This window comes from Bacteroides intestinalis DSM 17393 (genome assembly GCF_000172175.1).
GTDB lineage: Bacteria > Bacteroidota > Bacteroidia > Bacteroidales > Bacteroidaceae > Bacteroides > Bacteroides intestinalis.
Genome location: NZ_ABJL02000006.1, coordinates 454,510 through 474,863 on the forward strand (window position 1 = coordinate 454,510; position 20,354 = coordinate 474,863).

Genomic DNA, 20,354 nt, shown 5'->3' on the forward strand with positions numbered 1-20,354 from the left:
TTTATTCACCCACTGAATCCGAAGTTATGATGAACGAGAACAACGATGTTTTTACGATGGAAGACGAGCCGATAGCCTCTGTGGTGCAGGATATGCGCAAAGGCTCGAAATGGCTGTCCGCATTTCTGGAAAGCTACCGTCCTCCGCTGGACGGGGAACGTTACCTGACGGACGGCGAGGTGTCGGAACTGCTCCGTGTGAGCCGGCGCACCTTGCAGGAATACCGCAACAACCGCGTGTTGCCCTTCATACTTTTGGGAGGGAAGGTGCTTTACCCGGAAACGGGGCTGCGCGGGGTACTGGAAGCGAACTACCGCAAGCCGCTGGAGTGAGGCGGTTTCATGAAAAAGTAAACGGGTGACACCTTTTGTGGTGCTACCCGTTTACTTGTCTTATGGGGTATGTGCAATCAGCAATACCCGGCTTTTCCGTTCTGTATGAACATCACGTATGTCTGCCGTTTCTCTTGTGAGAGTGCCTTTCCCACCAGCCATGTGCGGAACAGGTGGGTGTTGTAGGTATTCACCCTGAAAGCGACCGGGATGATGATTTCAAGGGCGTACACGTCCGCGTGCAGCCCGTTTTCAAGCTGCATGTAGCGGCACACCTCGTAGTCGTTCAGCACGTCCGACTTGCGGACGGCTCTGATGGCGGCGTTCACTGCCGGGACGGTCGTATGGAACAATCCGGCTATTTCGGTGGCGGTCATCCACACGTCGTTACCGGTTACGCTGACTGCCTTGTCCTCGATGATGATTGTGTCACGTTTCATGGCTTTTCTTTTTAGATGGTGCAACCTGCAAATTCCTCGACGCCGTTCAATCTTGCGGCAAGGTTCTCCATGTCCTGATTGAGCTTCTCTTTGGTTATCTTTGCGTAAATCTGCGTCGTCTTTATGCTCTTGTGTCCGAGCATGGAGCTGACCGTTTCGATGGGAACACCGTTGGAGAGGAATATCGTCGTGGCTGCCGTGTGGCGGCTCTGATGCCACGTGATATGCTTGGTGATGCCGCAACGCTTGGCGACGGCACGGATACCGGCAAGGCACGTGTTATAATGCGGAACGGGAAATATCCTGCCGTCCCCGCACAGTCCCCGGTATTTGCCGATTATGCGGTTGGCGATGTCGAGCAGGCGGATGTTGGACACCACGCCCGTTTTCTGGCGGTTGATGTTTATCCACTCGTGTTCGTCGAAGTAGGTGCGGATATTCTCTTCCGTAAGGTTGCGCATATCCGCGAACGACAGCCCCGTGAAGGCGCAGAACAGGTAGAGGTCGCGGTACAATTCCTGTTTGGCGTTTTTCAGTTTCCCCTCCATCAGCAGGCGGATCTCATCTTTGGTCAGGAAACTGCGTGTTGTTTCCTCCTTCTTGATTTCATACTCGCGGAACGGGTCGCGCGTCAGCCACTCGTTGTTGATGGCGATGAATACCATCGTCCGTAACGGGCAGACGTACAGCCACACGGTATTGGTGCAGCAGTGCTTGTCCGTGCGCAGGAACATCTCGAAGTCGGAGATGAAAGCCGGGGTAAGCTCTTTTAGGGCGATGTCCTTCACATGGTAGCGGATGTCGAGGAACTCTTGCATGTGCTTGTAAACGGTGCGGTACTTCAGCAGCGTGCCTTTGGCTTTCATGCCTGCCTCCACCTGCTTCTCGTAGTCCTCGTTGTGCTGGCGGAACACCTGCATCAGCGTGTGGTAGCGGTGTTCCAGTCCGAGAAAGGCGTTCTTCACCTTCTCCGCCGTGACGAAGTTGTCACGCTCCATGATTTCCTGATAATGCCTGTTGATGCGTACCCGCATCTTGTCAAGCATACGGTTCGTTTCGAGTGCCGCCGTGCTTCTGCCCGTGACACGTCCACCTTTGGTGTCCCACAGTTTCGGATCGACAGTCAGTTTGCAGCTGAACTGTGTCTGGCTGCCGTCCACCGTGATGCGTCCCATGACGGGAACTGTCCCGTCCTTTTTCACTACCTGACGCTTGAGGTAGTAGATTACTGAAAATGTACTCTTCATTGTCCTTAATTTTTGGGTTTCAAAATTAGTTGGTGAAGAGTCCGGTGTTGGTACGCAAAACGGGGAGGAACGGCGCAATCTTTTTCCGTAACCTGATTTTTCGCATGAGTTATGGATAACTCACTATTCCTTAGAGCCTTGTTTCGCTATTCGTACCCGTTTGTCGCATTTTCGGGCATGGTTACGAACAAGTAACGTAGCGGCGTCAGGATTTGGCTTCGGCAGGGATTGTAATGGCTTCACGGATTATCGCCACTTCAACCAAAACCCTTGTAACTCAATTCTATCACTATATCTTTCCGCATTTCACTTTTTTGTAGTAACTTTGCAGCGTCAACATACAAGAAATACAATGCAATAATTCACCAATGAAAGCGTTTTTTTTGCATTTGGCATATTCGTTATTTTATAATGTGAATAAGCTATTAAATATATCCTTCCAATTAGTCACATCAAAACATTTTATACAACTTCTCACTTACATTTATTTTGTAAATAAAAACAGTATCTCAGTCTTAGAAATAGCTAGTTCAAGAAGAACGTTTTTAAAACGCTTTTTATCTTGCCGATATACTCTACAGAGGCAATATTTTGATAAGTAATAAAAGGGGTAGAAAGAAAGTGTGCCAATATAACATATAAAAGATAATTTCATTCAATAATAGCGATTTGTATGCTCTTGAATAAGATTAGACTCAAACCTAAGAATAAATAGGTAGAAAACCAGATATGGAAATAAATGAATTATATAATAAAGTCACTTTATTATAAGTATTGTCTACATCGCAAGTAATACTCTCTATTTGATAGCATTAATAGTACTAAACTCACTTGTTTGATTACATTCTTCCAAAGTTCATTTTTATCACGTTAAAAAGATCATAAATGTATTGTTTTTACAAAAAAACGCATATCTTTGTAACCGTAAGCTAAATGAAACTTAAAAAGTTCATTTAGCAGTTACAAGCGATGAGGCAGCTTACTTTCTTTGTATATATGCACATATATATACATTTAATATAAAAAAGAAAGTAAAAAGCGCCAAGTTCTTCTTGAACTTGGTAAGTTTATTTCTCTTTCAAAAACCATATAGTATCTCTACAAAAGTACCAATATTCTATAGAAATTATTTTTAGATATTTCTTCTATCTGTATAGAATACAAAAAACTTTATAAGAAGACAACTAACCACTACATAGCCAGTTGCCTTCAATAAATAATACATCAATATTTTCATCAGAGAGCAATGAGAGTGTATTGGCTCAGTTCATCTTAAGAAATATTGATAGATGGAAGAGTGTAAACTGCATTCCTGATAGCATAAGTATCCAAAAGGTAATCGCTATGCACAGAATAACCAACTTTCTTTTCTCGATCTAAGATGTAGAGTATCCCATTTGTATCCCTATAGCAAACACTACTTTCCATGAGCGGGGCATCATAATCAAACACCTTCATATATCGCTCAACCATGTCTGAAGAATTTTTATTAGATACTATTTTCAAACGATAAAACCGACTAAGCTGTTGCGATTTAGTATTAATCCATACATCCACATCAGGAACAACCTCATGGGATAACGTAATAAACTCATGATTTCTAGTATACAAATATGCATAGCATCTTACCGTCGGTTCCCAGAAACTACCCTTACCACATTGAAGTATGATTTGTGGCTCTTCATAATAAGGCTTCAGTCCATTGCCTCCCTTCATATACAGTCCTATTCTATCCTTCATATTCTTCTCCAAAATAAATTCAGAAATAGGTACTAGCCCTTCATCAGCTATATCTACAATACTATGAGTCGTTTTATCCGTCAGAGAAGCCATCCATTGAGATAAGTCAATATTCACATCTTCCAACTTCTGCGGAATAGTAAATATGGGATATGCTGGTGAACCTCCAACAGTTTCTATAGCCATAGACAACTCTGTCACTCCATTTTCTGTACTTGATCCTGAACCCGAAGAATTCTTACCAAAACTTAAGTCTGCTGAAGCCCCCACGTTTTTAAAGCTGAAACTCCCACTAATTTCATTATCCAATGCTTTTTCCTTTACAGCAGTAGTCGCCTCCTGTTTATAAAGACCTACATAAAAAGCGGTAGCCCGCCCACCGGTTATGAACTTTTTTAGAACAAAAGCACCATAATTATTATAGAACTCACTCATCGGTGTATTATACAATTCATCCTTAAAAGTCGTAGTCAGATAATTCTCCATTATTTTTGCTCTGATATTAGTGCTGTACTGCATTTCATAGACGTTTTGATCTATCGCAACATTTAGTTCTCCAAATACACCTTGCATATTATTGGTTACTGTTGAACTAAAAATCTCAGTCATCTTTTTTTATGTCCAATACTAAATAAACCAAGATTTATAGAAAATCCACTATTCACTTTCTTGGAAACTTGTGACTTTTCCAGATATCTGTCAAAGGAAGCGAAGGAGAATGAATTCATGACGCTATGCCCTGAATGAACGCCCCAAATAATCGCTAAAAGTCAACTTTGTGGCTCTTGTTGTTGGATCTAAAGGAGTGTATTGTCTCTGAAACAGAATGAGAGGAGAATTTGGAACACGCTCTTTTAACACTACAACATCTTCGTTAGAATCAGAAGGAAAGTTCTCATTTTCATTAGTACATGCACCCAATGCTATCGCAACAAGTGCCCAAAATAGCAGTTTTGTTTTCATAATATCTGAATTTAAGTTTAACAATATATGGACTTTAAAAGAATGATTTCTTCCAGCTTACTTCAGCATACTAAGATATGTACAGAAACTGCATGTTAGTATAGACAATAGCAGCTTGTGAGTTTTATTTGTGACTACAATTGCAAATATATACATTTTTTTTGCAAAAAAAGAAAGACTATTAAAAAAAAGGAGCTATTAAGCTCCCTTTTTTAATCTGTTTAATATGTCAGTAATGGATTATTCTCCACCGCCACCGCCTTCGCCGCCGCCACCTTTCACATCATCATTACTGATGGTACGTGCAGCTTTCTTCACGCTGGCTTTCAATTCACCGATACGATAGCTAACGCTTACACCAAAGCGCTGACGAGTATACCGATTCCAGCTGTCCTGGGTAAATCCTACACCTTCTATACTTGAAGTAGGACTTGTGTACTTCTTAAAGAAGTTGCTGGCAAATGCTGACAATGTCAAACGCTTATTCAGGAATGACTTGTTCACACTCAATCCATAGTCAAAGAAGCTGCTACCCTTTCCTTGCAGCATGATCCAAGGTGTCTGACCATAAATATTCAAACTGATACGCCAGTCATGGGGCAAAGATTGCTGAGCACCACCATAGGCAAACAGATTCCAACCGTCATTCTTCAGTCCATTGGCACCTTCCATATAAGTATAGTTTCCGTAAAGGTTAGCATAAATACGAGTATTGGAAGTAGCATTCCAGTTTACATAACCACTCAGACTGGCATTTCTACTCTTACCAATATTCTGGTAAGTAGAATAAAGTACCTCTTTACCAGTAGGATTCTGCAAACCTTCGATTTCCGTATCCTTCACCTGCTCGGTTACTTGTTCAATACTATTGTTAGTAAAGCTGTAACGTGCTGAAAGATTGATGTTGAACTTCTGAGTAAAGTTACTGTAACTCAGATTGAATGAATGACTCTTTTCACTGTCGAGGTGAGAGTTACCCTGACTGATATTAGTAGGATTGCTATCATTCAGATAAGGATTCAGATACCAGATACCCGGACGGTAAATACGCATATTATAGCCGAAACGCAGGTTAGACATATCCGTCAACTTATAGCCGATACTTGCAGAAGGTACCACATCGTCAAAGTTCTTATTGAAGTCATCACCTCTGCCCAACAAGTATTTCACTTCCTGCTTGGTATGTTCATAGCGCACACCCAGTCTTCCGGAGATCTTCTTCACCCTCAGCCCATAACCCATATATGCAGCCAGAATGTCGTTCTGATGTTTATAATGCGAGCTATGCTCTTCATCCAGTACATAGTCTCCCGTAGTCCCTATTTGACGTTCATAACGGTCGTCTTCCGAAGAATTGTCACGGAGAATATATTTAGCTCCGGCTTCCAGTGTATGTATCTTGCCGATAGGCGTTGTATAGTCAGCCTGAAAAGTATGCTCCGTAGTATTCTGAGAACCATCGTTATTCAGGTCATACAAACGCTTCAGGAAGTCTTCCCAATCAGTAGCGGCATGCATGTCATTATAAGTGGAGTATGAATCCGAGGTCTGCGGGCTGGTATTAATCTTATAAGATAAGGTAAACATACGGTCTTTCACATGGAACATACGTTGATAGTCAACGCCACCGTCGATAGAATACCATGAGCTCTTGCTCCTGCCGTCTGAGACATAGCGATATAGCTCATTACTTGTACCGGGTGCAGTAGCCAGAGTATTGTTGATACTGGTACTATTGTTTCCACCGCCCCAGAGTCCGAATGACATAGAAACCAGACGCAAGGTATCAATTTCATAACTGGCTTCCATGCTACCTGACTGGAAATTACCATGTCCCTTGCTGCTACCGTCGTAGTCCAGGTCTGAAGAGCCTTCAGTAACATCACCTACCGTACGGCGATTTCCACCGGAATAACTACGTGGACGGTCATTATAATTATAATTGTAGCGTGCACTCACCGTCAGTTTACCACTCTTCACAGTACCGAACAAACCGCCTCCGGCTCCCATGTTACTAACATTTCCACTGAATGTAGCTGTATAACCTTCCAATCCGCTACCTACAGTAACGATATTCAGGATACCACCCACACCTTCGGCATCATACTTAGGACCAGGGTTCGTAATTACCTCAATATGCTTAATAGAGTTGGCAGGCATACTTTTCAGTACTTCTGTCGGATTGTTACTCATCATATTGTTAGGTTTACCATTCACATATACCTTAAAGCTACTACTACCGTTCACCTTGATGTTGTCTTCACCGTCTACCGTAACCAAGGGTACTTTACGAAGCATCTCCAATACAGAATTGGATTTTGAGTCAGGATCATCCTGCACATTATATTCTATTTTATCGATATCGGCTTTCACCAGTGGTTTTTGGGCTACCACTTCTACTTGTCCCAATTCATTGGAAGCATCCGTAATGTACAATGTTCCGAAATCAACAAGTTTCTCTCCGGCTTTCACTGTGAAATCTTTCACAATCGTGTTTCTACCAATGGAAGAAATCGTCATCACAAAATTACCTGTTCCAGGCACTTTCTCCTGAAACTTACCTTTCATGTCCGTAACCAGCATTTTCAAAGCATTCGCAGGAGCTTCTTTTTTTACGATTTTGATTGTGGCGTAAGGTTCTCCCTCCTGCGTCAGCGAGTCGAGCAAGACTCCTTTAATCTGGAACGTAGGCGCCGCATTCTGTGCCGCTACTAATGAGGATACCACCAACATAATGAGCAGCAAAGAGCATTTAATTTTCATTTCTGTTTTTGTTTGTTTGATGAATATTTAGTTGACTGTTTTTGTATTAGACGTATAATGTAGTCATTTTGTCACATGGATGCAGCAAAAATAGGCTCTTTTTCTTTATCTACGAGAATTTCGGAGTTAAAAAAGCACAAAGAAGAGGGGATAATAGAGAATTCTTGTAAGTATCCTGCTAAAATCTATAGCAAATAGAAGAAAAGAAGCAAACAGACATTGATTGCAATCACACCACCAAACCCACGCAATACCCACCGGCGCAACGGACTCTTCCCACCTGCAAAAAACAACGCATAGCACATATTTACGGCAATATTGCTCACAATAGCCTGCATACAGCAAGCCGTCACCACCATAACAGCAACTCCCGAACCTTGCAATAAATTCAAAATAAACGGAGTAATATCACTCAGCCCGGCAATAAACGATAGCACATTCAATCCACCAGTACCCGTATAAAGTAAAGTGTAATGCGTCACAATAGTGAATATCACAAACAGAACGGCAAAAATAAGTGCAACCTTAAATTCCAACGGGTTGCTGCTATCTTCTTCTTCAGCCTCTTCATCTGTTGACGGAACTTGTTTACGTTTCCGATGCAGATACCAGGCTACTCCGGCTGTCACTAAAGACATAATCAGCAAATATGGATAGATAGCGGCAAGAATTTCCTTACTGAATATACCTATTAATATAAGGAAACGGAGAAACATCATACTTACAGCCAACAACATGGCTGCTGCATATTCCGGCGCTTCCTGCGCAGGCGCCTTACGGCTCTTGCGTGCCAGCACGGAAATGGTTGCCGTGCTACTATATAAACCACCGATGATACCGGATACCAGAATACCGGATTCATGGAAAACATACCGCCTCAGCAAGTAAGACAAATAAGAGATGCCGGATACCACCACCGTAGCCAGCCAGACGGTATAAGGAGTGAGATTTATATCCGGTATCAGATTTTCGTTGGGCAACATGGGTAAGATAATACCACTGATGGCAAGGAACTTGGCTAGAGTGATCATTTCGTCATTCTTCATACGCTGCGCAAGTTCCGTAAAGGTATGCTTCAATTCTGTAAAAAGCAATACCGTCACCACCACCATCACATAAAACCAAGAAGGTTGCGTGTCCACAATGGGAGCAATACAATAAGTGATCAGTGCAATAATAATGGTAGTAACTCCGAATACATGGAATTGAGATTGCTTGACGTAATAATTCAGCCCGAGCAGCAGACCTAATATCGCTCCCCCACCCATAAACAAGCGATATTCCACCGGATCGAGAATATAAAGCAAATAACCCAGAATACCTATAAAAGTGAACGTACGGTCCGTACCGAACAAGGTAGTTTCACCTTCACGCTTCAAACTGATTTTCCGCTGTGAAAGACCTATCAATAAAGAGAATAAGGTTACCAGTACAAAAGTTACCAATTCTCTCGGCAGATATTCATAAAGTTTCTCCATTTCCTGCTCTAAATATATCTAATTAGCAGCCGGTTGCAAAGAGTTAACTTTCTGTTGACAAGAACTTAACTTCTTGCGGACAAGGCATTAACTTCCTGTCGACAGGCTGTTACACTTCACCAGGTCGTATAGGGACACTTCCTCAATTGTGAGTTATAGTAACGAATATCACCCGTCACCTCCTCACCTATGAAGTCCGGTTTCTCGAAAGCCTCGTCTTCCGAAGCCAATTCTACTTCAGCAACTACCAGCCCTTCGTTCTCACCGTAGAACTCATCCACCTCAAACGTATGCCGCCCGCTCCGTACCAGATAACGGGTCTTATCTATAACTCCCGGTTCACAGAGCTTCATCAGCTCCTCCGCTTCATTCAGTGGAATTTCTTTTTCCCACTCATAACGGCTGAGGCCTGAGGCATCGGAAGCACCTTTTATCGTAAGGTATCCCTTTCCGCTACGGATACGTACCCGTACGGTTCGGCCCCTTGCGCTACTGATATAACCTTGCACAATACGGCTTTGTTCATACGCCCTCGATTTATAATCCCCCGTCACGAGGAATTTCCGTTCTATTTCTTGTGACATCTATTTCTTATTTCCCCAAGAAAGAGTATCCTATCAGCATTACCAGCACCAATATCAATGCAGATACACCAATAATCAACAACACTTTCTTAGCTTGTTCTTCTTCTTTACGGCTATGCATAACCTTTTTCTTATTCTTTCCCATAATGTGCTTTTAGTATTAAAGTTCAACTGATAACAAAGTAACATGAAATTCGGGAAGTTTCCAAAATAAAAGAGAAAATTTATTCATATCAACTTAATATCTTCTCCCTACCTATCAAATATGATTCACTTAAAAAAAGAATGGGTATCACCTTTCCTTCATCAGGTGATACCCATTTACTGTATAGCAGAGTTTTGATTTATTCTCCTTGTCCTGCAAACTCCATCAGATACGCCTTGATGAAACCGTCTATCTTGCCATCCATCACTCCATTGACATCCGAAGTCTGGAAGTTAGTACGGTGGTCTTTTACACGACGGTCGTCGAATACGTAGCTTCGTATCTGAGAGCCCCATTCGATTTTCTTCTTACCGGCTTCCACCTTAGCCTGTTCAGCCATGCGGTGCTGAAGTTCTTTATCATACAGGATAGAACGCAGCTGACGCATTGCATTTTCACGGTTCTTGGGCTGGTCGCGGGTTTCCGTATTTTCAATCAGGATTTCTTCTTCCTCGCCCGTATACGGGTCTTTGAATTGATAGCGCAGACGAACACCAGACTCCACCTTGTTCACATTCTGACCGCCGGCACCACTGGAACGGAAAGTATCCCAAGAAATATTGGCAACATTAATGTTCACCTCGATAGTATCATCTACCAGCGGAGTGACAAAGACCGAAGCGAAAGAGGTCATACGCTTACCTTGCGCATTGTAAGGAGATACACGTACCAGACGATGCACACCGTTTTCTCCTTTCAGGTATCCATAAGCATAATCACCCGAAATTTCGATGGTGCAAGTTTTAATACCTGCTTCATCACCTTCCTGCAAGTTGGATATCACAGCTTTATAACCATTGGTTTCAGCGTAACGCAGATACATACGCATCAGCATGCTTGCCCAGTCCTGGCTTTCCGTACCACCTGCACCGGAGTTGATTTTCAACACACAGTCCATCTGGTCGGCTTCATCACGAAGCATATTTTTCAATTCAAGCTCATCAATAGCAGTGGAAGCCTTGGCATAAGCCTCGTCTATTTCTTCCTCCGTAACAAGTTCGTCTTTGTAGAAGTCGAAAGCCAGTTGCAACTCTTCCGATAATGTCTTTATTTCATTATAACCGGCTATCCATTGTTGCAAACCTTTCACCTTTTTCATCTGCGCTTCGGCAGCCTTCTGGTCATCCCAAAAACCGGGAGCCTGGGTACGCAACTGTTCTTCTTCTACCTGGATTTTCTTTCCTTCTATATCCAAATAGCGATAGAGTGCTTCGGTGCGCTCCTTTACGTCTTTCAGTTGTTCTATGGTAATCATAATCTATGAAAATAAACCTTCTAGTTAAAATATTTACTTTTTGCGTGCAAAGGTATGAAAAAAACGCATATTTTTGCAGTTATCAATCTAATAAGTCAGCTTATGAACAAACTATTCCGACAAATTGGTTTAATGCTTATCCTACTGGTAGCGATAAGTTTAGGAAGTTGTACTTCAAAGTACAGTTATGAAACAGTTCCTAATGATCCGCTGAAAGCGCGTATCTACACTCTGGATAATGGTCTGAAAGTTTACATGACCGTCAACAAGGAAACACCGCGCATACAGACGTACATTGCCGTACGTGTAGGTGGAAAGAACGACCCTGCAGAAACAACCGGGTTAGCTCACTACTTTGAGCACCTGATGTTCAAAGGTACCACAAACTTCGGTACCCAAAACTACGAGATTGAGAAACCTTTGCTCGACCAGATCGAAGCACAGTTTGAAATCTATCGTAAGACTACCGACAGTCTTGAGCGTAAAGCTATTTATGCAAAAATAGACAGTATCTCTTACGAAGCTTCCAAGTATGCCATTCCTAACGAATACGACAAGCTGATGGCTGCCATCGGTGCCAACGGAACGAATGCCTATACCAGCTTCGACGTAACTTGCTATACAGAAGATATCCCCAGCAACCAGATTGACAACTGGGCCAAAATCCAGGCAGAACGTTTTGAAAATTGCGTAATCCGTGGTTTCCATACTGAGCTGGAAACAGTTTATGAGGAAAAGAACATGTCACTGACCCGCGACCCGCGTAAGGTATACGAGGCTGTACTTTCTTCTCTTTTCCCACACCATCCTTACGGCACACAGACCGTACTTGGTACACAAGAAGACCTGAAGAATCCTTCTATCACCAATATCAAGGAATATTATAAGAAATGGTATGTGCCCAACAACATGGCTATCTGTCTTTCAGGTGATTTCGATCCCGATCAGATGATTGCAACCATTGATAAGTATTTCGGTGGTTTGAAACCGAATCCTGATCTGCCGAAACTGGATTTACCGAAGGAAACTCCAATTACAGCACCTGTTGTACGTGAAATTTTAGGTCCGGATGCTGAAAGCGTTGCCTTGGCATGGCGTTTTCCCGGAGCAGCAGACAAAGACGTAGAAACCTTACAAGTGGTTTCCCAAATACTTTATAACGGACAGGCCGGTTTGATAGACCTGGATCTGACACAACAGCAAAAGACCCTGAGCGCTTATTGTTATCCGATGACTATGAGCGACTACAGTGCATTCATGATGCAGGGACGCCCCAAACAAGGGCAGACATTGGACGAAGTCAAAGACCTCTTATTGGGCGAATTGAAGAAACTCCGCGAGGGTGACTTTGACGAAAAGATGCTGGAAGCCAACATCAACAACTTCAAGCTGTATCAGATGCAACAGTTAGAAAACAATGATGCACGTGCAGATATGTTCGTTGAATCATTCGTAAACGGTAGCGACTGGGCGGATGAAGTGACTGCTCTCGACCGCATGTCTAAACTGACAAAAGATGACATCGTAGCTTTTGCCAACAAATACTTGAAAGATGATAACTATGCCGTTATCTACAAGAAGCAAGGCAAAGACCCGAATGAGAAGAAGATGTCGAAGCCTGAAATCACTCCTATCGTGATGAACCGCGATACAGTCAGCACTTTCCTGAAAGAAATTCAGGCAAGCGTAGTGACTCCTATTGAACCGGTATTCCTGGATTATTCCAAAGACCTCACCCAGTTGAAGGCTAAATCGGATATTCCTGTACTCTACAAACAAAATACAACGAATGACATCTTCCAGTTGATTTACCTTTTTGACATGGGTAACAACAATGACAAGGCATTGGGTACTGCTGCTCAATATCTGGAATACCTCGGCACAGCCGACATGACTCCGGAAGAAGTAAAAAGCGAATTCTACCGCCTTGCTTGTTCATTCTTCGTATCTCCGGGTACAAAACGTACTTATGTAGTGCTCTCCGGCCTCAGCGAGAACATGCCTGCTGCCATGGCTCTCTTCGAAAAACTGATGGCAAATGCCAAAGTTAATCCGGAAGCTTACACCAATATGGCCAATGATATCCTGAAATCACGCAAGGATGCCAAGCTGAATCAGATGCAAAATTTCTCACGCCTGGTGACTTATGCCACTTATGGTCCGAAGTCTCCGTCAACCAACATATTGACCGAAGCTGAACTGACTTCTATGGATCCACAACAACTTGTAGACCGTATCAAGCAGTTGAACAGCTTCAAACACCGTATTCTTTATTATGGCCCCAATAATCAGGATGAATTACTTGCCATCATCAATAAAGAACATCAGGCTCCGGAAACATTGAACGAAATTCCGGAAGGAAATAACTTCGAACCGTTGCTCACACCGGAAACGAAGATTTTCATTGCTCCGTATGAAGCTAAGCAAATTTATATGTCACAAGTCTCCAATAAGGGAGAGAAATTTGATCCTGCTGCAGAATCAGGCCGTCAATTGTATAACGAATACTTTGGTGGTGGTATGAATTCTATCGTATTCCAGGAAATGCGCGAAAGCCGCGGTCTGGCTTACTCGGCATGGGCCGGTATGCTGAGACCGTCTTACCTGACTGATCCCTACACTCTCCGTACGCAGATTGCTACGCAGAACGATAAGATGATAGATGCAATCAATACATTCAATGATATCATCAACAACATGCCTGAATCAGAAGCTGCTTTCAAACTTGCTAAAGATGGTATGATTGCCCGCATGCGTACTGACCGTACCATCAAGATGGATGTCATCTGGGATTACATCAGTGCTCAATACTTGGGACAGAATGTGGATAGCCGCATCAAACTGTACAATGATGTGCAGAACATGACGTTGCAGGATGTTATCGACTACCAGAACAAGTGGATCAAGGGACGTACATATACTTATTGTATTCTTGGTGACAAGAAAGAATTGGATATGGAAAGTCTGAAGAAGGTAGGCCCGGTGATTGAACTGAAACAGGAAGATATCTTCGGATACTAAAATTTCCGATAAATAAAAGCAAAAAAGGCTGTACATAGTGTACAGTCTTTTTTTTGTTAGCAATTTTCCTTGACTTCAATCTATAAATACTCCTTATTACACAAAAAATCCCCCTTCACCGTTGTATGATTCCGTACTTTTGTCCACGTATTCATATTTTATCACATATCAAAGAACATAAGACAACCCATGAAACGTTTATCTATTTTTATTGTGGGAATAATGGTGGCTGTGGTAGCCATGTCCCGCACATTCGACATGAAACAGTTGGGAGCAGATGCCAAAGGTATCAAGTCCTGTACGGAACTGATCAACCGAACCATTGAAAAAGCAGCTTCGGAAGGTGGCGGAACTATTTATTTTCCTGTCGGAACTTATCTGACTGCTACCATTCACATGAAAAGTAACATAACGTTGTACTTGGAATCGGGTGCAGTTTTGCGTTTCTCCGACAAGTTTGAGGATTATCTGCCCTTCGTCACCTTACGTTGGGAAGGTACTGTGATGAAAAGTTTATCACCACTGATTTATGCACACTCAGCAGATAATGTAACCATTTCCGGACGCGGTACACTGGATGGAAACGGATTAAAGTGGTGGCTATGGGAATTCGATACCCGGAAAGTGATAAAAGAAAACGGCGGCAAACTCCCTACCTTGGATAAATTGCAGCAGATGTGGGTGGACGCTAATAAAGATCTGGAAATATCCGACTATTATAAACCCTCATTGGAACGCCGTATGTTCCGCCCGCCTTTTATCCAGTTCTACGAATGTACCAACATCCTTATCGAGAATGTGAAGATCATAAACTCTCCTTTCTGGACTATCAATCCGGCATTTTGTGATAACGTTACAATACACGGGGTTACTATCAATAATCCGTCAAGCAATCCCAAAGGTCCCAATACGGATGGCATCAATCCGAGTTCCTGCCGGAATGTACGCATCTCCGATTGCTTTATCAGCGTTGGGGACGATTGTATCACCATCAAATCCGGACGTGATGCTGATGGACGTAAATATGGAAAAGCCTGTGAGAACATTACAATCACCAACTGCATCATGCTTTCCGGGCATGGTGGAGTAGTCATCGGTAGTGAAATGTCAGGTGGAGTAAAAAGAGTGGCAATATCCAATTGTGTATTCGACGGGACTAATGCCGGTATCCGGTTAAAAGCATCCCGTGGGCGCGGTGGTGTAGTAGAAGATATCCGGGTAGATAATATTGTAATGAAGAATATCCAGGGAGATGCCTTTATCTTCGACTTATTTTATGACCGTTTATCGAAAGTGGAGCCTGTAAGTGAACGTACACCTATCTTCCGCAATATTCATTTGAGTAATGTCACAGGAAATGATATAAAACGAATAGGATATATAAAAGGAATTGAAGAGATGCCTGTATCAGAACTCTCCTTTTCCAATATGAATATAGTAGCCGAACAAGGATTTAAAGCGGAAACAGCAACAGATATACGATTTAACAATGTCAGCTTTACAGTGGGCGAAGGACCATCATTCGACTTCAGACAATGCAATGGCATATTCCTGAATGATGTACGTTCAAAGAAGCCGATTACCAATCAGCCGGTAGTAAATATAGAGAAGGATGTGGAGAATGTGAATATCATTCATTGTGACTCCACACAGATCATGAGAAAATAACTTCCAACAGATGATATACAAATTACGCGGATCTTTAAGTGACCCGCGTAATCTGATATTCAAGAAGTACTCTTTATTACTATTTTATAGTAACTAAAGTTTGTTGCAAAGATTCATCCTCCGAACTACCACCTACCATAATATCATAAGTTCCCGAACAGACTCTCACTGTATTGGTTTGTTCATCCCACCACTCCAGTTCCTTATCTTTCAAATCAAACTCTATGTTAGTAGTCTGTCCGGCTGGGATAAATACACGCTTGAAAGCACGTAGTGTTTTTACAGGACCTTCCGCATCACCTTGTTTTTTAAGATAAACTTGAACGACTTCTTCACCGTCGCGTTTTCCCGTATTTGTGACCGGAACAGTTAACTTCAAAGTTTGTCCGGCAGTAACCTCGCTCTTATCAAGAACAACTTTATCATAACTGAAAGTAGTGTAACTCAGCCCATATCCGAATGGGAACAACGGGGTATCCTGCATGTATCTATAAGTTCTCCCGGCCATATTATAATCTTCGAAATCAGGAAGCTGAGATACATTTCGATAGAATGTTACCGGTAATCTACCCGCCGGATTATAATCGCCAAACAGCACTTCGGCAACTGCTGTTCCACCTTGTTGTCCCGGATACCAAGCCTGCAGAATGGCTTCACATTTCTTAGTTTCAGGTTCCAATCCGATAGGAGATCCGGAGCAGTTAACCAGGACAATCTTTTTGCCGGCACGGTACAAAGCATCAATCAGTTCACGCTGAACTGCCGGAAGTTCAATATCCGTACGGTCACCTTTCTTAAAGCCAGGCAGGTTGACTCCCATTTCTTCTCCTTCAAGACTGGGAGATATGCCACTTGCAAAAATAACGATATCTGCCTCCTTCACTTGCTCGACGGATTTCTGAATATCGACCTCTCTCTTGAAGCCAAGATCGAAGTTTAACTGAGCATCACTCCGAAGATATTCAAAATCGAGTTCTATATCATAGGATTGACCGGCCTGTACTTTCATGGCATGAGTCGTTTTACGGGCACCATGCTTATTAGAGAAACTTTTCACCTCTTCTCCATTTACACGAAGACGCCCGTTTCCATAACAGTATACTTCAAGTACGATTTCTCCGGATTGTACAGGAGTAAATACACTATTATAAGTAGCAGAGAAGTCCGTCAGATTTACTCCCGGAGCGAAAACCGTGGCACCCGAAGTGCAGAAACGGAAAGGAGTGGTGACCTGAGTAGTAGTCACAGGACTACCTTCACGCGTCAGATTATTCCAGTAACGGGCAGTGAAACCAGGGCCATCCACCGACTTACATTGGCTGAATGCACTATGAATCAAGGTTCTTTCTACCCACGGGCAACCTTGTTCATAAATCAGTTTATCATCAGCGCCGAGCAAATTCCGCACTCCATCCAGAATAGTTACGGTGTGCGGCGGCATTCCATTGTAATTTCCCCATTGCATGACAGAATCATTGGCATTGGGGCCCATAACAGCTACTGTCAGCCCTCCACGCCTCAACGGCAAAAAGTTATCCTTATTCATCAGTAACGTCATGGACTTACGGGCTATTTTCAATGCCAATGAATCATGGGCAGCAGAAGCAACTACAGAGAAAGGTATTTTTGCCCAGGATACTTTTTCCAAATCATCCATCTCTCCCAGCTCAAAACGAGCTTTCAACAAACGCCTCACGGAAGTATTTACTTTTTCTTCAGAGATCAACCCTTTTTTTACACTTTCCACCAAAGCTTTATAGCTGGAACCACATTCCAAATCAGTACCACTCACTACAGCTGCGGCAGAAGCAGACTCAGCATCCGGATGCGTGTGGTGTCCACGGTCATTATAAAAATCGGCAATGGCACCACAATCGGACACAACTATACCATCAAATCCCCATTCATCGCGTAAGATTTGCATTAACAAGCGGTTGCTGCCACAACAAGGTTCACCTTCAAAACGGTTGTAAGCGCACATCACTTCTTTTACTTCTCCTTCTTTCACTAAGGCTTCGAAAGGTGGCAAATATGTTTCATACAAATCGCGAGGTTTGATATTCTCTGCATTAAAAGAATGGCGGTTCCATTCGGGACCGGAGTGTACGGCAAAGTGCTTGGCACAAGCATGCAACTTATCATAGTTTCCGTCTGCAGGGCCCTGCAACCCTTTTACTACCATTACTCCCATCCGGCTTGTAAGATAAGGGTCTTCGCCATAGGTTTCGATACCTCTCCCCCAACGCGGGTCACGATAAATATTGACAGTAGGCGTCCACATAGTTAATCCCTGATAACGCTCACGGCTGTCTTTAGATGAATAATAAGTATTCTTGGCACGCGCCTCATCAGACACGGCAGTGAATACATCATATACCGTTTCGGGGCTAAATGACGCAGCCATACCTATAGGCTGAGGAAAAACGGTAGCTAACCCTGCACGAGCAACCCCATGCAGTGCCTCATTCCACCAATTATACGGTTTTATATCCAATCGTTCCACGGGACGGGAACCATCCATCATAAGTTGTACCTTTTCTTCCAGTGTCAGTTCTTTCACCAACAGGTCTGCACGTTCTTCAGGAGACAATGAGGTGTTTTTGTAAGATACTTGTCCACAACCGGTCAAGACTAAAATAGGTAATAGATAAAAAAGTTTCTGTTTCATACTTTAAAGCTCAATTAATAGAACTTTGCAAAAGTACAAAACAGAAACTTCTTTTATGGGGAAATATTAGTTGTTGAAGTGTATTTTTTTACTCTTCGTACATCTTATCTATCAACTCCTTGTAGTTCTTTGCAACTACAGGGCGCTTCAACTTCAAAGTATTAGTCAGTTCACCACGTTCCATGCTGAAAGGTTCGGGTAAAAGAGTAAAGCGCTTCACTTGCTCATAGTGTGCAAACTGCTGTTGCAAGGTATCTATGCGAGCACGGAACAAACCGATCACCTTAGGATGCTGCAGCAGTTCTTCCATATTCTTATATTCAATCCCTTTTTCCTTGGCATAATCTTTCACGAAGCCATAGACCGGAACAATAAGGGCAGACACAAATTTACGCTGGTCGGCAATAATGGCAATCTGATCAATGTAACGATCAATAGCCAGTTTCGTCTCCAACGCTTGCGGACTGACATATTTACCATTGGAAGTCTTGAACAAATCCTTGATACGTTCAGTCAGATAAAGCTGATCACCTTTCAGGTAACCGGCATCACCGGTATGGAACCAGCCATCTTTATCAATAGCAGCAGCAGTAGCTTCCGCTTTTTTATAATAACCTTTCGTGATAGTCTTTCCACGCAGAAGTATTTCGTTCTCCTCGCCGATTTTCACTTCCACATCGGGCATTATCGTACCTACCGAACCTATTTCATAACCTTCGTTGAGGAAACAGGAGACAGTAGCCGTCGATTCGGTCAGACCATAACCAACCAACATGTTGATGCCTACCGAATGAACAAATTCACAGATTTCATCGGGCACGGCAGCCCCCGCAGTAGGGAAGAAATTACCATTCTCAATACCAATCGTCTTTTTCAGTAAAGCATAAACTGTCTTTTCGTAGAACTTATATTTCAGTTGGTTCATCAATGGCGGAGTTTTACCTTTACGCAGATAATCTATGTTATGTATCTTACCTACCTTAATGGCATCCAGCATCATAGCTTTCTTCAAGCCTGTTTCCTGAGCAATCTTCTCCTGCACACCGGCATACACTTTTTCCCAGAAACGGGGAACACTACACATCAATGTCGGACGGATTTCTTTAATGGTAGTCTGGATATCCACAGGACGGAGGTTAATGCAAATCTGCACGCCTTTATGAATACAAAGATATGTCCATGCTTTCTCAAAGACATGTGTCAAGGGAAGGAAATTCATGGAAACATCCTGATCAGTCATATCCACCAGACGGATATCATGGATACGGAAAGCCTCCATATAGTTAGAGTGATGCAACATTACTCCCTTCGGTTCGCCAGTAGTACCGGATGTATAAAGAATGTTCGCAAGGTCATCATCCGATGCACGGGAAGTGCGTTCTTCCACGATATCGTTGTTCGGCAAACCTTTTCCTGTTTCCAGGAACTCGTCGAAATAGATGGAAGTCATATCACGAGGGTCGCGTACAACAGCCCGGTCGAAGATGATCAATTGCTGCAACGATTGACAAAAGCCAAAGACACTGAAAGCCGCATCATACTGGAATTGCTCGCCTACGAAGATGTAACGTATCTGAGCATCATTGATAATGTACTGTGCCTGTGCCGGTGAACTGGTAGCATACAGAGGTATAGTCACTGCACGGTTAGCAAATGCCCCGAAATCCACATAAAGGCATTCGGGCTTGTTCTGAGAAAAGATTCCTATGTTTTCTTCCTCCTGCACTCCTAACTCTATGAGTGCATTCGCAACTTGTCGAACTGTTTGTGAGAATTGATTCCAAGTGATGGGTATCCACTGCGACGTTTCGTAATCCCTGTATTTCAGAGCCACCTTGTCGCCATACTTCTCTGCCCGTCGATGTACGAGGACAGATAAATGATGATAAGTCATATTATTCATATATTGGTAAATACGGCACAAAGGTAGTGGTTTCATTTGAAACTATTTCTATATTGAGAATTAAATATTTAGTATATATTTCCGCAA

14 protein-coding genes are annotated in these 20,354 nt (G+C 42.8%); 3 read left to right on the top strand and 11 right to left on the bottom strand.

Features of this window, described 5'->3' with window-relative positions:
• Window positions 1–26: 26 nt before the first annotated feature.
• Window positions 27–332, top strand: coding sequence for a helix-turn-helix domain-containing protein (locus BACINT_RS03785; RefSeq protein ID WP_004291424.1), 306 nt, complete (start codon window positions 27–29; stop codon window positions 330–332).
• 77 nt (window positions 333–409) lie between these two features.
• Here the strand turns inward: BACINT_RS03785 and BACINT_RS03790 are convergent, their stop codons facing one another.
• From BACINT_RS03790 to prfB, 9 genes are all read right to left on the bottom strand, one after another.
• Window positions 410–772, bottom strand: a complete 363-nt coding sequence (locus BACINT_RS03790; RefSeq protein WP_004291423.1) for a hypothetical protein — start codon at window positions 770–772, stop codon at window positions 410–412.
• A gap of 11 nt (window positions 773–783) precedes the next feature.
• Window positions 784–2,019, bottom strand: a complete 1,236-nt coding sequence (locus BACINT_RS03795; RefSeq protein WP_004291422.1) for a site-specific integrase — start codon at window positions 2,017–2,019, stop codon at window positions 784–786.
• 1,272 nt (window positions 2,020–3,291) lie between these two features.
• Window positions 3,292–4,368 (bottom strand): MACPF domain-containing protein, encoded by a 1,077-nt coding sequence (locus BACINT_RS03800; protein WP_007660665.1) that lies wholly within the window; start codon window positions 4,366–4,368, stop codon window positions 3,292–3,294.
• 123 nt (window positions 4,369–4,491) lie between these two features.
• Window positions 4,492–4,722, bottom strand: coding sequence for a hypothetical protein (locus BACINT_RS24120; RefSeq protein WP_007660670.1), 231 nt, complete (start codon window positions 4,720–4,722; stop codon window positions 4,492–4,494).
• 240 nt (window positions 4,723–4,962) lie between these two features.
• Window positions 4,963–7,485, bottom strand: coding sequence for a TonB-dependent receptor domain-containing protein (locus tag BACINT_RS03805; RefSeq protein WP_007660672.1), 2,523 nt, complete (start codon window positions 7,483–7,485; stop codon window positions 4,963–4,965).
• Between the two features lie 185 nt (window positions 7,486–7,670).
• Window positions 7,671–8,963 carry an MgtC/SapB family protein gene (locus tag BACINT_RS03810; protein ID WP_007660674.1) on the bottom strand — a complete coding sequence of 431 codons (1,293 nt, stop codon included), beginning with the start codon at window positions 8,961–8,963 and terminating at the stop codon, window positions 7,671–7,673.
• 116 nt (window positions 8,964–9,079) lie between these two features.
• Window positions 9,080–9,547 carry a CYTH domain-containing protein gene (locus BACINT_RS03815; RefSeq protein WP_007660675.1) on the bottom strand — a complete coding sequence of 156 codons (468 nt, stop codon included), beginning with the start codon at window positions 9,545–9,547 and terminating at the stop codon, window positions 9,080–9,082.
• A gap of 7 nt (window positions 9,548–9,554) precedes the next feature.
• Window positions 9,555–9,692, bottom strand: coding sequence for a hypothetical protein (locus tag BACINT_RS24335; RefSeq protein WP_007660676.1), 138 nt, complete (start codon window positions 9,690–9,692; stop codon window positions 9,555–9,557).
• 199 nt (window positions 9,693–9,891) lie between these two features.
• Entirely contained in the window at window positions 9,892–11,007 is a 1,116-nt protein-coding gene (prfB, locus tag BACINT_RS03820) for a peptide chain release factor 2 (RefSeq protein WP_007660677.1), read from the bottom strand.
• A gap of 102 nt (window positions 11,008–11,109) precedes the next feature.
• On the opposite strand from prfB, the gene BACINT_RS03825 reads away from it, so the two are divergent.
• Window positions 11,110–14,028 carry a M16 family metallopeptidase gene (locus tag BACINT_RS03825; protein WP_044154720.1) on the top strand — a complete coding sequence of 973 codons (2,919 nt, stop codon included), beginning with the start codon at window positions 11,110–11,112 and terminating at the stop codon, window positions 14,026–14,028.
• A 189-nt stretch (window positions 14,029–14,217) separates the two neighbouring features.
• The gene (locus tag BACINT_RS03830; RefSeq protein ID WP_007660682.1) at window positions 14,218–15,696 is read left to right on the top strand and encodes a glycoside hydrolase family 28 protein; all 1,479 of its coding nucleotides are present in this window, start codon (window positions 14,218–14,220) and stop codon (window positions 15,694–15,696) included.
• Window positions 15,697–15,775: 79 nt separating this feature from the next.
• Here the strand turns inward: BACINT_RS03830 and xyl3A are convergent, their stop codons facing one another.
• Together xyl3A and BACINT_RS03840 are read right to left on the bottom strand one after the other, a co-directional pair.
• A complete protein-coding gene (xyl3A, locus tag BACINT_RS03835) occupies window positions 15,776–18,364 on the bottom strand; it encodes a xylan 1,4-beta-xylosidase (RefSeq protein WP_007660684.1) in 2,589 nt (862 codons plus the stop codon).
• 88 nt (window positions 18,365–18,452) lie between these two features.
• Window positions 18,453–20,258 carry an AMP-dependent synthetase/ligase gene (locus BACINT_RS03840; protein WP_044154722.1) on the bottom strand — a complete coding sequence of 602 codons (1,806 nt, stop codon included), beginning with the start codon at window positions 20,256–20,258 and terminating at the stop codon, window positions 18,453–18,455.
• Window positions 20,259–20,354 lie beyond the last annotated feature (96 nt).

Coding starts and splice junctions, on each gene's coding strand:
- BACINT_RS03785 (WP_004291424.1), top strand. CDS start 27: ATGATGAACGAGAACAACGATGTTTTTACGATGGAAGACGAGCCGATA.
- BACINT_RS03790 (WP_004291423.1), bottom strand. CDS start 772: ATGAAACGTGACACAATCATCATCGAGGACAAGGCAGTCAGCGTAACC.
- BACINT_RS03795 (WP_004291422.1), bottom strand. CDS start 2,019: ATGAAGAGTACATTTTCAGTAATCTACTACCTCAAGCGTCAGGTAGTG.
- BACINT_RS03800 (WP_007660665.1), bottom strand. CDS start 4,368: ATGACTGAGATTTTTAGTTCAACAGTAACCAATAATATGCAAGGTGTA.
- BACINT_RS24120 (WP_007660670.1), bottom strand. CDS start 4,722: ATGAAAACAAAACTGCTATTTTGGGCACTTGTTGCGATAGCATTGGGT.
- BACINT_RS03805 (WP_007660672.1), bottom strand. CDS start 7,485: ATGAAAATTAAATGCTCTTTGCTGCTCATTATGTTGGTGGTATCCTCA.
- BACINT_RS03810 (WP_007660674.1), bottom strand. CDS start 8,963: ATGGAGAAACTTTATGAATATCTGCCGAGAGAATTGGTAACTTTTGTA.
- BACINT_RS03815 (WP_007660675.1), bottom strand. CDS start 9,547: ATGTCACAAGAAATAGAACGGAAATTCCTCGTGACGGGGGATTATAAA.
- BACINT_RS24335 (WP_007660676.1), bottom strand. CDS start 9,692: ATGGGAAAGAATAAGAAAAAGGTTATGCATAGCCGTAAAGAAGAAGAA.
- prfB (WP_007660677.1), bottom strand. CDS start 11,007: ATGATTACCATAGAACAACTGAAAGACGTAAAGGAGCGCACCGAAGCA.
- BACINT_RS03825 (WP_044154720.1), top strand. CDS start 11,110: ATGAACAAACTATTCCGACAAATTGGTTTAATGCTTATCCTACTGGTA.
- BACINT_RS03830 (WP_007660682.1), top strand. CDS start 14,218: ATGAAACGTTTATCTATTTTTATTGTGGGAATAATGGTGGCTGTGGTA.
- xyl3A (WP_007660684.1), bottom strand. CDS start 18,364: ATGAAACAGAAACTTTTTTATCTATTACCTATTTTAGTCTTGACCGGT.
- BACINT_RS03840 (WP_044154722.1), bottom strand. CDS start 20,258: ATGACTTATCATCATTTATCTGTCCTCGTACATCGACGGGCAGAGAAG.